This is a genomic window from Providencia sp. wls1943, from assembly GCF_009706275.1.
In the GTDB taxonomy this organism is placed as follows: domain Bacteria; phylum Pseudomonadota; class Gammaproteobacteria; order Enterobacterales; family Enterobacteriaceae; genus Providencia; species Providencia zhijiangensis.
The window spans coordinates 138,412-153,293 of sequence record NZ_WLTU01000023.1; the positions used below are offsets into that span (position 1 = coordinate 138,412).

15 protein-coding genes are annotated in these 14,882 nt (G+C 42.1%); 9 read left to right on the forward strand and 6 right to left on the reverse strand.

Annotation, left to right across the window (positions count from 1 at the left end; translation table 11 throughout):
- Positions 1-40: 40 nt before the first annotated feature.
- From GKR48_RS12150 to GKR48_RS12190, 9 genes are read left to right on the forward strand one after another with little or no spacing between them, the layout of a single operon-like run.
- Positions 41-595, forward strand: coding sequence for a fimbrial protein (locus GKR48_RS12150; protein WP_195848249.1), 555 nt, complete (start codon positions 41-43; stop codon positions 593-595).
- A 26-nt stretch (positions 596-621) separates the two neighbouring features.
- The gene (locus GKR48_RS12155) at positions 622-3,111 is read left to right on the forward strand and encodes a fimbria/pilus outer membrane usher protein (protein ID WP_154628272.1); all 2,490 of its coding nucleotides are present in this window, start codon (positions 622-624) and stop codon (positions 3,109-3,111) included.
- A gap of 12 nt (positions 3,112-3,123) precedes the next feature.
- Positions 3,124-3,852, forward strand: a complete 729-nt coding sequence (locus tag GKR48_RS12160) for a fimbria/pilus periplasmic chaperone (RefSeq protein ID WP_154628273.1) — start codon at positions 3,124-3,126, stop codon at positions 3,850-3,852.
- A gap of 27 nt (positions 3,853-3,879) precedes the next feature.
- Positions 3,880-4,245, forward strand: a complete 366-nt coding sequence (locus GKR48_RS12165; protein ID WP_154628274.1) for a hypothetical protein — start codon at positions 3,880-3,882, stop codon at positions 4,243-4,245.
- Positions 4,238-4,774 (forward strand): fimbrial protein, encoded by a 537-nt coding sequence (locus tag GKR48_RS12170; protein ID WP_154628275.1) that lies wholly within the window; start codon positions 4,238-4,240, stop codon positions 4,772-4,774. The genes GKR48_RS12165 and GKR48_RS12170 overlap by 8 nt, the downstream gene beginning before the upstream one ends.
- Before the next feature lie 10 nt (positions 4,775-4,784).
- Positions 4,785-5,291 (forward strand): fimbrial protein, encoded by a 507-nt coding sequence (locus GKR48_RS12175; protein ID WP_230088659.1) that lies wholly within the window; start codon positions 4,785-4,787, stop codon positions 5,289-5,291.
- A gap of 15 nt (positions 5,292-5,306) precedes the next feature.
- The gene (locus GKR48_RS12180; RefSeq protein ID WP_154628277.1) at positions 5,307-6,362 is read left to right on the forward strand and encodes an adhesin; all 1,056 of its coding nucleotides are present in this window, start codon (positions 5,307-5,309) and stop codon (positions 6,360-6,362) included.
- A gap of 27 nt (positions 6,363-6,389) precedes the next feature.
- Complete coding sequence (locus tag GKR48_RS12185) at positions 6,390-7,772, forward strand: O-antigen ligase domain-containing protein (protein ID WP_230088660.1); 1,383 nt, start codon at positions 6,390-6,392, stop codon at positions 7,770-7,772.
- Positions 7,773-7,805: 33 nt separating this feature from the next.
- Complete coding sequence (locus GKR48_RS12190; RefSeq protein WP_154628278.1) at positions 7,806-8,063, forward strand: helix-turn-helix domain-containing protein; 258 nt, start codon at positions 7,806-7,808, stop codon at positions 8,061-8,063.
- A gap of 118 nt (positions 8,064-8,181) precedes the next feature.
- Here GKR48_RS12190 and GKR48_RS12195 read toward each other — a convergent pair whose 3' ends face one another.
- From GKR48_RS12195 to tkt, 6 genes are all read right to left on the reverse strand, one after another.
- A complete protein-coding gene (locus GKR48_RS12195) occupies positions 8,182-8,595 on the reverse strand; it encodes a GNAT family N-acetyltransferase (RefSeq protein ID WP_154628279.1) in 414 nt (137 codons plus the stop codon).
- Positions 8,596-8,674: 79 nt separating this feature from the next.
- On the reverse strand, positions 8,675-8,950 hold the full coding sequence (locus GKR48_RS12200; RefSeq protein ID WP_154628280.1) for a VF530 family DNA-binding protein: 276 nt from the start codon (positions 8,948-8,950) through the stop codon (positions 8,675-8,677).
- 172 nt (positions 8,951-9,122) lie between these two features.
- On the reverse strand, positions 9,123-10,199 hold the full coding sequence (gene fbaA / locus GKR48_RS12205) for a class II fructose-bisphosphate aldolase (RefSeq protein WP_006657248.1): 1,077 nt from the start codon (positions 10,197-10,199) through the stop codon (positions 9,123-9,125).
- A 60-nt stretch (positions 10,200-10,259) separates the two neighbouring features.
- Positions 10,260-11,423, reverse strand: coding sequence for a phosphoglycerate kinase (gene pgk / locus GKR48_RS12210; protein ID WP_036953968.1), 1,164 nt, complete (start codon positions 11,421-11,423; stop codon positions 10,260-10,262).
- Between the two features lie 103 nt (positions 11,424-11,526).
- Positions 11,527-12,546, reverse strand: coding sequence for an erythrose-4-phosphate dehydrogenase (epd, locus tag GKR48_RS12215; protein WP_154628281.1), 1,020 nt, complete (start codon positions 12,544-12,546; stop codon positions 11,527-11,529).
- Between the two features lie 337 nt (positions 12,547-12,883).
- A complete protein-coding gene (tkt, locus tag GKR48_RS12220; protein ID WP_154604462.1) occupies positions 12,884-14,878 on the reverse strand; it encodes a transketolase in 1,995 nt (664 codons plus the stop codon).
- Between the last annotated feature and the right edge of the window lie 4 nt (positions 14,879-14,882).

A 14,882-nucleotide genomic window follows, 5' to 3' on the forward strand; every position in this document is an offset into this window, starting at 1 on the left:
TTTTATGGGAGGGGTAACCCTCCCAATAAAAAGGTTCATTATGCGAAATTTATTTTTTTTATGGTCAATATTATTAACACCTTTTATTTCTAATGCTGAATACACAATTGATGGCGGTATTCGTGGCGAAACAGTGATGCGTGGATATATTGTTGCTGCCCCTTGCTCAATAGAAACAGACAGCCAATATCAATATATTAATTATGACCTTGTTTCTAAAAGTGACATCAGTACAGAAGAAGCAAAAAATAATAATAGAAAAATATTCAACATTAAATTAAACAACTGCATTAGTGAATATGACAAAGATAATAGCAAAGGCATAAAAATTAAATTCTTTGCCAATAGTGATATCTACAACAATGCAATCAAACTATCAGGCCCCACGGATGGCGTCGTTGTCTATATTTATGACACCAATAACAATTTAGTCACTCCGAATAAATCGTATTCTATTTCAAATAGCGCTATTTACTTTGATAGAAAAACAAAAACCAGCTTTTTGAAATATGAAACAGAAATTGACACCATTAATAATGAGATTGAACCCGGAAATTACTTTGCCACGATTAAATTCACTGTGAGTTACGACTAATAAATATTTTAAATGATAAGAACACTATGGCTAAATTTAATATTTTTCACCAGTTAATTATTATATCTTGCTTATCCAGTATTCCTACTGTCGCTTTTTCTGTTGAATTTAATACAGATATGCTTGATACCAAAGATACTCAGAATATTGACTTTAGCCAGTTTTCTCAGGCCGGATTTATTATGCCTGGAAATTATCACTTAACGATTAAAGTCAATAACGAACGTTTGGGTAACGCGCGCGATATTACTATTGGTGCACCTACGTCTTCTGAAGATTCATTATTTAGTGTCATATGTATTCCAGCGGAAATTACAGATCAACTCGGTTTAAAACCTGAAGCGATTCGTTTAGTCAAATATCGTGATAACGATCAGTGTATGGATTTATCTGCTCTTGAAGGTAGTACGCTGAGTGTGGATTTATCGACGCTAACATTGTCAATTCTGATCCCACAAAGTTATTTGGAATATACCGATCCAAGCTGGGTGCCACCTTCTCGCTGGGAAGAAGGTATTAATGGTTTTTTACTCGACTATTCCTTAACGGGCTCATTCAGCCGTCGAGATAGCGGAACCAAAGAGTCCTATTTATCAGCTAACGGAACCACAGGATTAAACCTTGGTGCGTGGCGTTTACGTGGGGATTACCAAGCAAACTACCGTAAATCATCGGGTAACTATAACAATGAATATAGCGATGCCATATTCAGCCGTTTATATGCTTATCGTTCATTAGCAAATATCGCCTCGGTTCTCACGTTAGGGGAAAACTATTTCTATTCCGCAATTTTTGATTCTTGGCAGTTTACCGGTTTGTCATTAGAAACCGACGAAAATATGCTACCACCCAAACTGACGGGGTATGCACCTGAGATTATTGGGATAGCACAAACTAACGCAACGGTCATCGTTAAAAGCCATGATCGTATCGTGTTAGAGACCACGGTTCCTGCGGGACCGTTCCAGATCCAAACGTTGGATAGCTCAATTCGTGGAACCTTGGATGTCACCGTACGTGAAGAAAATGGCGAAGAGCAAAAATTCAGCATCACCACGGCGGCACTCCCCTACTTAACGCGTCCGGGACAAATTCGCTACAAATTTGCTGCGGGTAAACCACGTTACGATGGTCGTCATCTTGAAGGGGATATGACCGCATCAGGCGAGCTGTCATATGGACTTAACAATATTTGGTCTATTTATGGTGGTTCGATTTTATCCAAAAACTACCAAGCTTTTTCTGCGGGTTTTGGGCGAGACTTATTTACCTTCGGGAGCCTGTCATTTGACGTGACACAATCCCATGCGAAATTGCTGGACAACACCCTGACAGGGCGCAGTTATCGCTTAAGTTATTCAAAATCGTTTGATGAAGCGAGGACAGATATCACCTTCGCAGGATATCGATTCTCGGATGAAACCTATCGTTCATTACAACAAACATTGGACGAACGCCGTACAGGGATTGAAACCCAAGCACACAAAGAGAGCTATCAGGTCAATATCAATAAATATTTTGACGCGTTCTCACTGGGTGGAAACTACCAGTACAACACGTATTGGAATAGCCAAACGGAAGAGCAATTTGGGGCTTACATTAACACCGCATTCAATATTGTCGCTTTAGGGTTGAAAAACATTAGCCTAACTGCATCAGCGACTCGATCCAAAAGAGCGGGATATCAGGATGATGCCATTACGTTGTATGTCACCGTTCCCCTCACAATGGGCAGCAGCATGAGCTTCTCTGAGGGTTATACACGTGACCAAAATGGACGCCGTTCTTCAACCCATAATGTGGGATACAGCGGCTACAGCGATCAACGTAGCTATAACCTCAACGTGGGTTATCAAACGGGACAATTTCAGGATTCACAAACCAGTTTCAGCGGTTACTTGAGCCAGAACTTTCCAACGGCGTCGCTATCCGCCAATGCCAGTTATGTACCAAACCAATACCACACCATTGGTGGGTCGATTAACGGCGGGATCACATTGGTCAAAGAAGGAATTGCGATGCATCAGGCAGCCTATGGTGGAACGCGCTTAGTCGTTGAAACACCGGGAGCGAGCAACGTGCCATTAAACGGCGGTGTTTATAAAACTAACCGCTTTGGCTTAACCGTACTCCCTAACGTCAGTAGCTATCGCAAGACAACAGCATCAATTAATACCAGTAAATTACCGAACAATATCGAAGCGTTAGAGAGCGTTACCGAAGCCACATTAACTCGTGGAGCCATCGGTTATCGCAGCCTTAATGTTATCCAAGGGGAAAAAACCTTTGCCCGTTTAAAATTGGCAGATGGTACTTATCCACCCTTTGGCGCCAGTGTGCGTAATAAAAATAACATTGAGCTCGGCATTGTGGGTGAGCAAGGGATCACATGGATTGTCGGCGTGATGCCAAATGACCTGCTTAACCTTTACTGGGGAAATAAATTGCAATGCAGCACGCAAGTCACTGAGTTTAAAAACAGTGCGGAAAGCTACCCTGTATTAATTTGTCATTAGGAAACAATTTAAATGAAATCAAATCTTTTTAATTTACTTCGCACCAGTGTCTTATTGACCTCTATCGGTGCTATGGGCGCTACTTACGCCGCAGTGACACTGGATCGTACTCGTATTATTTTTGATGGTGATCAGCAGTCTATTAACATCACTATTCGCAATGATAACCCTGAACTGCCTTACTTAGCGCAGTCATGGTTAGAAGATGCATCAGAGAAAAAATTGGAAGCTGGCCCGATTATCGCGACACCACCGATTCAGCGTATGGAGCCAAAATCCACCAGCTTAGTGCGTTTAAGCACTGCGCCAGATATCAGTAAGTTACCTCAGGATAGAGAATCTCTGTTTTACTATAACTTGCGTGAAATTCCACCAAAATCAACAGAAGCGGGTGTTCTACAAATCGCCCTACAAAGCCGTGTAAAACTGTTTTATCGCCCAGAAGCGATTGTGGCTGATAGCAAAAAAGATTGGACAAAACAGGTGACATTAACCCCAACAGCCAATGGTTATCAACTGAATAACCCAACAAGTTTTTATCTGACTATTATCGGCATTGGTAACAGCCAGAAGCAGTCTGAGCAGAGTGACTTTGATGCCGTTATGGTGCCACCGAAATCAACCCATAACCTAAAATCAGCAAAATTTGCGACACCATATCTCACCTATATCAATGATTATGGTGGAAAGCCATCACTGGCGTTTAAGTGCCAAGCATCGCAGTGCACAGTCGCACCATAGACGTAACGGATAAACAGGAATATCAACATGAAACTGTATCACTTTGGGTTATCGCTCATGTTCGCCATGCCTGTATTGGCAGAAACGCCATCGCAACCCTCATTATTGGAAACAACAGGCACTGTTTATGTTCATGCGCGTTTTCTCATAACGCCTTGCCAGCCTAATGTGACGATGACGAGAGCAGTCAATCATGTCAATGAGCCTGTTTATCAATTTACCGTGAGTTATGCCCATTGTGTCACCCGCACTTATAACCAAACGTGGGCGCCATTCACGTTGAAATTTGCGGGTCAGCAATATGTTTTTTCAAAGCCGCAGACAAATGAAAGTATGACTTTTTTACTTCCAGCCGAGAATTCAGCACGCCGTTTGGAGATGATTTATGACTAAAACATTCGCACTTATGGTTAGCATGAGTAGCTTGTTATTCACCAGCTACGGCAGCTTGGCAAATAGCTTATCCGTCTATTTTGAAGGAACACTCGTGCCTCTTGGTTGCCGTCTATCCGATGACGATACGAAGAAAAAGGTCTACCTATCTGGCTTACGATTTTCTGAACTTGAAAATCAAGGTCGTTCTGATATTCAACCTTTTCAGTTGGATATCGTCGATTGCTCAACCGCGGCATTAAATAAGACCATCAAAATTACGCTAAATACTCAAGATACGGAAACTCACAATGGCGTCACCTATTTGAAAACAACTGGCGAGTCCAATGTGTTACTGGCGTTAACTGATGGCAAGAATGCTCAAGCGTTGAAATTTAATACCCCGATTGATATCAGTACCGTCACGGAATCGGGAAAAGGCTCCATTAATCCGCTGCAATTTGGGGTATATGCACAAAAGCCCTTTAACGGGCGGCTCAAAACAGGGAGTTTCTCATCCTTAGTCACTTTCAATCTGGACTACCAGTAGGAGAATGCAGATGAAAATATCCGGTTTTTTAGGGGCGATTTGCCTACTGATGAGCAGCTTTTCACTGGCTGATATTTTAATTACGTTGGAAACCACATTGGTGCGCCCATCCTGTGTGATCACCAATGAAAACGGTGATAAAGAACTGTACGTCAATTTTCAAAATATCGCTTTGGACCGCCTAACAGAAGAAAAGCAAAACTTTGGGATCCTAATTAAGCAATGCGATCTGCGTAAAAACTTACGGATTTATTTGTCCCCAAAAGAGGGTTCGACCCTCACGATTAATAACGAAACGGTATTAAGCACCACGATCCAAGGTTTAGGGATCCGCTTTTCCCAAGCCAATAGAAATACCGCTATCAATCTACTGAAATGGGAGCCCATCTTCCCGTCAGTGAGTGGTGACACTGCCACATTGACCTTGCAGTCACAATTAGTTACGAATCAAGTGGCTGAAACACTTGAAGTCGGCCCGTTTAGTGCGGCACTGTCAGTCATGATTGATTATCTTTAAAGTTAGGTAACGACAATGAAAAAAACATCGAAAATTTCATTAATGGCAATGGTTATGTCATTGTTTTTATACAACCAAGTTTCCCATGGATTAACCCGCTATTCGGGTAGTGGTGGCTCCTATAAAATGAACCTTGTTTCTAATAATTCTGTATTAGCCGACACCCCAACGATTGGCAGTAATGGAGAGAAATACTATTCCGTTGCTCCGCCTAATAAAGAAGGCATTGTGATTGATGAAAGCACTTCACAACCTGTTGGCACGGTGTACTGTAAAGTTAACTATTTAGAAGGTAACTACCAAAGCGGGCTGGCTTCAAGCTATGCCTTCCACCGTGTATTTTCGTATATGCCTGAAGCTGGATTTACTATCAAAGGGTTAACTGCATATAAAATTAATGGTAATACGTTTTTTACTTTGTATTCAGACAACGGAATTACCCAAGGCTGGAAAAATATTGCCGGTAGTGGATGTAGTGGTACGGAAACCTCACAAAGTACTTCCTATTTTACCGTTCAATTTCCATTTGAAGTCCGTATCTATGTAAAAGAAATTCCACTGGATGGCAAAGTTGTTATTCCACCAGCAATGATTGCGGGTTATACACGTATGTTCCAATACCCAGGAACACCCGACATGTTTATTCCTGCTGAAAAATCAGGCGTGAAACTGGATTTAACTCAATCAATAATTAACTACCCATCAAACTGTAAATCCAATATTGATAACTTAAATATCAATCACAATACACTGGATGCCATTGAATTTGACAGTAAACAAACCCGCACTGCAACCTACCAATGTGATCGAGGTCAGGGGATTAAAGTTAAATTCGCCTTAGATTATGTAACCGATAGTGATCCACAAAAGCGGGTGCCGTTAAAATCAGGCAATAACACCATTTATTCCGAGCTATCCCTGTACGATGCAGAGAGCAATCAACGGGGTAAAACCATCGAAACCACCATTGAAAAAGTAAAGAATATTCAAATTGAAAGTCATCTTTACGGATTAGATGCTGAACCAGGTAAATATACCGGTAATGCGTGGTTAATTGCGACTTATTTATAATAACATGTTGTAAAAAATAATATGATTATGCTTTCTCGTGCTGTATTTATTAGTATTTTTATTATTTGGAATCTCGCCAGCATAATTTATATTGATAATTTAGGTAGTTTAAGGCAATCGCTGCCTCAAAACATTATTAGCTGGTTAGCGATTGCATTAATCATTTCCATCATTGCATTTACCGTATTTTATAGAAAAAATCGGATTTTCATTACGATTCCTGCAATGTGTTTTTGTCTAGGGCTCGTGATATTAAGCATTAATCTTTTTTATGTGCAAGAAAATACCAATATCATATTTTGGTATTGGTCTGGAATTAGTGCCGGTGTAATACTCTATATTGTCGGACTGCAAATAAGAGAAAAATGGTTAATTCAATCTTTCTGTATTTATTGTTTAATAATTATTAATGTAATTCAGTGTCTCTTTACTATTTACCAGTATATTTTTGAAACTAATATTTTTTATTTTGCAACGGGCATGCGCTCATACGGCTTGACCCAGCAAATCACCGTTTTGTCGGTTAATATGGCAATGAGTTGCATATTATCGTTAATGGCGATGGTTTTATCGCAGTTTAAATTAGCATCAATTTTCCAAGAAAAATGCCGCACGATGCTATTGGGTATTGGCATTTTCCTTTTTACTATGATGCTAGTTATCTTGCAGTCCATGACGATAATATTGAGCTTTGCAGTGTGCGCCTTTACATTTATCTGCTTGTTTTATCAGAAAAATAAACTCAGAGTGAGTGTAAGCTACTTCATCATTGCTATTGCCGTTTTTATCGGTGTTTACTTGATTCAGTTATGTCCAAAATATATTGATAGTGAAATTATTAATCGTTTCCATATTAAACAAATGTTGAGGTTTTCCATTTCACTGTTTATCTCACCACCAACTGAAGTGTGGGAAAAACCATTAATAATGAATGCGAGCTTTGAAGCAAATCAAATTCCATTCTTGAGTTCTGATAATTACATCATGCCACATGTTTTTAATGAAATTTTACGTTGGGTGATGACAGGTGGATATATTAATCTTATTTTCATGTCATTTCTTATTACAGGAGGAATTTATGTTATTTATCAGTCAATCATTAAATATAAAAAAAATGGAAATGGATACTCAATATCGTTGGTATTAGCGCTAACGCCTGTTGTCATCAACAGTAACTTAGAGCACCCATTTTTACAGTCGGTACTGCATTGGGGAATGATTATACTATTTTTATCATTTTCAGATGCGTTATTCCCATTAAAAGAACAATCAAACTTTTATATTAACAAGCACTTATCGTTATTATTTAGCTTTAGCACTTTTATTATTGGCCTAAGCGTTTTTATTATTGGATTAAATTTATTTAATGGCCAATCTTTCTTTCACACCAATATTTTCTCATTTGCATAATGAGAAAATTAAAGGATAAACGAGGACAGCATAATGACTCTCTATGACAATCAAATCTCCAATACCGATATTGGTGCAAAAGTTCGCAAGCGCCGCCTATTATTAGGTTGGAGCGCCAGTATTCTTGGTAAAAAAACTGGCTTAAGCCAACAACAAATCTCTCGTTATGAGCGCGGAACTCAAAATTTTACGATCCACCGATTATGTATTTTTGCTAATGTGCTTCAGTGCGATTTAAATTACTTTTTAGAACGTAGGAATTCTTCGGTAACATTACCGATTAATCTGTAATGCCGCTGTATTCATACCATCGACAGCCTAATTTAGTCGCGACATAATCATGCCCTCTAAGTCTCTTTTTAGAGGGTATTTTCATTTATAAAGCAGTCTAAACTAATATCAATGACTTTTATTTATGATAAAAAATAATTTCTGGGTCATTATCATCGAGATTGTCAATCTGCCCGCTAGGAATAAAACCCGATTTTAACAGTAATTTTTGCATCAACAAATTGGATTGGTTGGTCGATGTAAATAATTTAGGGTGATGGCAAATTTCCTGTAAAGCCTTCAATAATGCCAGACCAATACCTCGGTGGCGAAACCGCTCAGCAACCATAAGCATTTCAATGAAACCACAGCCAAAGAAATGGTAATTTAATACGCCATACCCCAGCACTTCTCCCTTTTCTTCCGCAAGGTAACAGCTTTGACTCATAACCCAGTCTTGAATTTGCTGCCTACGGATAGAGTCAACCATGATATAGGTATCAATATTGAGGAGTGCAGCAATATCTTGCAAAGTGGCTAGACGAATCAGCATAGTGGTTTACTCTCCATTCGTAGTGACGATCCATAGATAGAGATCATAGCGGGACGGGATGTATCTTTTGGTCGAGGCATTAAACGCGGTGATTACCCCACGGATCATCAGACAAATTAGCATCATCCATTGAATCGTCTTCTAGCATATCAAGATAAAGCGCTTCAACTTCAGCTCGTGCCCATGGCGTTCTTCGTAGGAATTTTAAGCTTGATTTGATACTGGGATCTTTGTTGAAGCAATTGATTTTGATGATACTGCCTAATTTTGCCCAGCCATAATGGTTAACTAATTCTGTTACCTGCATTTCAAGCGTAACCCCATGTAACGGGTCTTTAGATTTATGTTCAGTCATTTGGATTACCTTATAGGGCATTTCAGAGTGTTCAAAGCACGCGAAGGTTACAAGAAAAGCAAGGCGCTCGCAATCAATACGGCAAGTGACAGGCTCCTTAGTGAAAACATAAAAAATCCCCCAGCAAGCTACCCTGCTGGGGGATGATTTATTCACAAGTTAAACTCGTAAATTACAGAACGTCTACGCAGTTCAGTTCTTTGAATGCTTGCTCTAAACGAACAACCATTGAGTCTTGTGCTTTACGCAGCCACACACGTGGATCGTAGTATTTTTTGTTTGGCTTATCATCGCCTTCTGGGTTACCTAACTGAGATTGCAGGTAGCCTTCTTTCGCTTTGTAATACTGTAAAATACCATCCCATGTTGCCCACTGAGTATCGGTATCGATGTTCATTTTGATAACACCGTAGCTTACTGCTTCTTTGATTTCAGCAGCGCTTGAACCGGAACCACCGTGGAAAACGAAATCTAAGCTGTTGTGTGGCAGGTTAAATTTCTCAGACACGTAGTCTTGGGAGTTACGCAGAATTTTTGGCGTTAATTGTACGTTACCTGGCTTATAAACACCGTGTACGTTACCAAAAGAAGCCGCGATAGTGAAACGTGGGCTGATAGCGTTCAGTTTTTCGTAAGCGTAAGCCACGTCTTCTGGTTGGGTGTACAGCGCTGAGCTGTCCATGCCAGTGTTATCAACACCGTCTTCTTCACCACCAGTACAACCTAATTCGATTTCCAGAGTCATGTCGATTTTCGCCATGCGCTCTAAATATTTAGAACAGATTGCAATGTTTTCTTCCAGAGATTCTTCTGACAGGTCAATCATGTGAGAAGAGAACAGTGGTTTACCGGTTTTCGCGTAGTGTTTTTCACCCGCATCTAACAGGCCGTCAATCCATGGCAGCAATTTCTTCGCACAGTGGTCAGTGTGCAGAATCACTGGCACACCGTAGTGCTCTGCCATTTGGTGTACGTGGTGTGCACCTGAAATTGCACCTAAGATAGCTGCTTGTTGCCCTTCAGCTTTCAGGCCTTTACCTGCGATAAATGCAGCACCACCGTTAGAGAACTGAACAATAACTGGAGCGCGTACTTTAGCCGCCGCTTCAAGTACGGCGTTAATTGAATCAGTACCAACACAGTTCACAGCTGGCAATGCAAAGTTATTTTCTTTGGCAACCGCGAAAACTTTCTGTACATCATCACCAGTGATAACACCTGGTTTAACAAAATCAAAAATTTTAGACATGTGAAAAGGTCCTGTGGTGAACAGGCAGCCTACGCTGCCTGTTGTGTATGAACAAATTAATTACGCTTTAGCACGTTCTTCTAGCATCACAACGGCTGGGAGCTTTTTACCTTCAACAAACTCAAGGAAAGCGCCGCCACCGGTAGAAATGTATGAAATCTTATCAGCGATACCGAATAAATCGATCGCCGCTAGGGTGTCACCACCACCAGCGATTGAGAAAGCGTCACTGTCTGCGATAGCACGAGCAACGATTTCAGTTCCCTTACGGAAGTTAGGGAATTCGAATACGCCCACAGGGCCGTTCCAAAGAATGGTTTTCGCATTTTTCAGAATTTCAGCCAGACGTTCTGCGGATTCATCACCTAAGTCCAGAATTTGCTCATCATCTTTGATAGCGTTACTTGCTTTCAGTGTTGCTTCAGCCGTTTCTGAGAACTCGGTAGCCACGCGAACATCAGTTGGCACTGGGATTTGGCAGTTAGCCAGTAATTTTTTCGCTTCTGGGATCAAGTCCGCTTCATACAGTGAACGACCCACATTGTTGCCTTCTGCTGCGATGAAAGTATTCGCGATACCGCCACCCACAATCAGTTGGTCAGCGATTTTAGACAGGGAATCTAACACTGTCAGTTTAGTGGAAACTTTAGAACCACCTACGATAGCCACCATTGGACGCGCTGGGTTACCTAACGCTTTGCCTAATGCTTCTAGTTCGTTGCTTAACAGAGGGCCTGCACACGCAACTGGCGAGAATTTAGCAACGCCGTGCGTTGACGCTTGAGCACGGTGAGCAGTACCGAATGCATCCATGACGTACACATCACACAGTGCAGCATACTGTTTAGACAGCGTTTCGTCGTCTTTCTTCTCGCCTTTGTTAAAGCGCACGTTTTCTAAAACGACTAATTCGCCAGCAGCGATATCAACACCGTTCAGGTAGTCTTTAACTAAACGAACTGGGTTGTCTAATTTTTCTGCCAGATAGTCAACAACAGGTTGCAGTGAAAATTCTTCATTGTACTCACCTTCCGTCGGGCGACCGAGGTGGGAAGTAACCATGACTTTAGCACCTTGTTTCAGCGCTAATTCAATTGTTGGTAATGAAGCACGGATACGTGCATCTGAAGTAACTTTACCGTCTTTAACAGGAACGTTTAGGTCCGAACGAATGAAAACGCGTTTACCCGCTAAGTCCAAATCGGTCATCTTAATTACAGACATGGTGAATCCTCTTGTTGATTCTCTATAAAGTTTTCATTAGCGACTGTGCAAGGTGGTCAATAGCGTATTTATCTATTGTGCCCCGCTGTCTGTCAGACGCCAATTAGTTTAAACCTGTTGCTGCCATCGCTAGGGTTGTATCTAGCATCCGGTTAGCAAACCCCCATTCGTTATCACACCAAACCAGGGTTTTGATTAAGTTCTTGCCGCTAACTCGTGTTTGCGTGCCATCAATAATCGCGCTGTGCGGATCATGATTAAAATCCATCGAGACTAACGGTAGTTCAGTATAGTCTACTATACCACGAAAATGCCCGTGCGCGGCGCTCTGTAATAGCTTGTTGACTTTATCAACACAAACATCCGCATCGACAGTGACGCTTAAGTCAATGGCAGTAACATTGGTGGTTGGAACGCGTACAGAAATCGCTTCGAAGCTGCCTTGGAATTTTGGAAAAATTCGTGTGATCCCCGCAGCCAATTTAGTATCGACAGGAATAATCGATTGGCTCGCTGCCCGCGTTCTGCGTAAATCTTTATGGTAGGCGTCAATCACAGGTTGATCATTCATGGATGCATGAATGATGGTGACTGTGCCCGACTCAATACCAAATGCATCATCCAACACTTTGATGACTGGAATAATACAGTTGGTGGTACAAGATGCATTGGAAACGATACTATCGCTTCTTTGTAGGCTGTCATGGTTAACGCCATACACAATGGTCGCATCGAGATCATCGGTTCCCGGATGGGAAAAGAGCACTTTTTTCGCGCCGGCTTGCAGATGCTTTAACCCATCTTCGCGAGAGCCGTAAACGCCCGTGCAATCTAACACCACATCCACACCTAACTCTTTCCAAGGTAGCTTGCTGATATCCGCTTGATGGAAAAGACGCATATTGTCATCCCCAACTTGTAGCAGATCGCCATTGAGGCGGACATCCCATGCAAAGCGTCCGTGACTTGAATCATACTTCAGCAAATGAGCGATACCTTCCGGCTCCGCTAATTCATTGACCGCAACAACGACAATTTCTGCCCGGCGACCTGATTCATATAACGCTCTGAGGACACTTCGACCAATTCGACCGAAGCCGTTTATTGCTACCCTGATTGCCATTCTACACCTTGTATCTGAGCAAAATCACACGGTTGCTAAGGATAACTGACTACCACCAACTCTACTGCTCATTTTAACTGTCAAACATCAAAAGTGTGCTTCACTCGACATTTTTAAAATTTATTTACATTATTTCAAATGCAACTGAAACGGTTCAGCTTATTGAGTTTTAGATTAAGGGATATATTTAGAGAACGCAATAGAAAAACAAGAAACGGTGCACAAAAAAACAACGCCCCAATACCAAACTTGATATTGAGGCGTAAATTAGATTAATTCACTTTATTTTCAGAGGCGCAGCCGGTTATTCGGAACACACCTCAAGCAATCAAATGAATTATTTCAGCAGAGATTTCGCAGCTTTAACGGCGTTTTCAACCGTAATACCGAACTCTTTGTACAGCTGATCCGCTGGTGCTGATTCACCGAATGAGTGCATACCGATGATAGCGCCATTCAGGCCAGTGTATTTGAACCAGTAATCAGCGATACCCGCTTCGATAGCCACACGAGCAGTTACGTTTGCAGGCAGAACGGCTTCACGGTAAGCCGCATCTTGCTTGTCGAATGCATCGGTAGAAGGCATAGAAACCACGCGAACTTTACGACCTTCCGCAGTCAGTTGCTCAGCCGCTTTCACTGCTAATTCAACTTCAGAACCGGTTGCAATAAAGATCAGCTCAGGCGTACCTGCGCAATCTTTCAGGATATAAGCCCCTTTCTCGATATTTGCTAATTGCTCAGCGGTACGAGGTTGCTGTTCCAGGTTTTGACGAGAGAAAATCAGTGCGCTTGGGCCATCTTTACGCTCAATGGCATATTTCCATGCAACTGCAGATTCCACTTGGTCACATGGACGCCATGTGCTCATGTTTGGAGTCACACGCAGGCTTGCCAGTTGTTCTACTGGTTGGTGCGTTGGGCCATCTTCACCCAGACCGATAGAGTCATGGGTATAAACGAAGATGCTGCGAATTTTCATCAGCGCTGCCATACGTACCGCGTTACGTGCGTATTCAACGAACATTAAGAATGTTGCGCCGTAAGGGATGAAACCACCGTGAAGAGCGATACCGTTCATGATTGCGGACATACCGAATTCACGAACACCGTAATGGATGTAGTTACCCGCTTTGTCTTCGTTCAGAGGTTTAGAGCCAGACCACATGGTTAAGTTACTTGGCGCTAAGTCCGCAGAACCGCCCATGAATTCTGGTAATACTTTACCGAATGCTTCTAACGCGTTTTGAGATGCTTTACGGCTTGCGATATTCGCAGGGTTTTGTTGCAGATTTTCAACGAATTTTTTCGCTTCTGCATCAAAGTTCGCTGGCAGTTCACCCGCCATACGACGTTCGAATTCTTTCGCTAATTCTGGGTGTGCTTTTGCGTATGCCGCAAATTTTTCATTCCAAGAATGCTGTTTTTCTTTACCAGCTTCGCGCGCATCCCAAGCTTGGTAGATATCCGCTGGGATTTCGAATGGACCGAATTTCCAGCCCAGTGCTTCACGAGTTGCTGCGATTTCTGCATCACCTAAAGGTGCGCCGTGAACCGCTTCGGTGCCTGCTTTGTTTGGTGAACCAAAACCGATAACGGTTTTGCACATAATCAGTGTTGGTTTATCTGATTGTTTGTGTGCTTCGTTCACTGCAGCGTTGATTTGGTCTGCATCGTGACCATCGATGTCACGGATAACGTGCCAGCCGTAAGCTTCGAAACGAGCGGCGGTATCATCAGTAAACCAGCCTTCAACTTCACCATCGATAGAGATGCCGTTGTCATCGTAGAATGCGACCAGTTTATTTAATTTCAGGGTACCCGCTAATGAACACACTTCGTGGGAGATACCTTCCATCATACAGCCGTCACCCATGAACACATAGGTATGGTGGTCGACAACGTCATGACCTGGGCGGTTGAATTGTGCCGCTAAAGTACGTTCTGCAATCGCAAAACCCACTGCGTTTGCAATACCTTGACCTAAAGGACCGGTAGTGGTTTCAACGCCTGGCGTATAACCATATTCTGGGTGACCCGGGGTTTTAGAATGTAATTGACGGAAGTTCTTTAACTCATCAATAGATAAGTCATAACCGGTCAGGTGCAGCAAGCTGTAAATCAGCATTGAACCGTGACCGTTAGACAGTACGAAGCGGTCGCGGTTAGCCCAATGTGGATCTGCTGGGTTATGATTCATATGGTTGCGCCAAAGAACTTCAGCAATATCAGCCATGCCCATTGGTGCGCCAGGGTGCCCTGATTTTGCTTTTTGAACCGCATCCATACTTAGAAAGCGGATAGCATTAGCAAGGGTTTTACGAGTCGTCATTAGT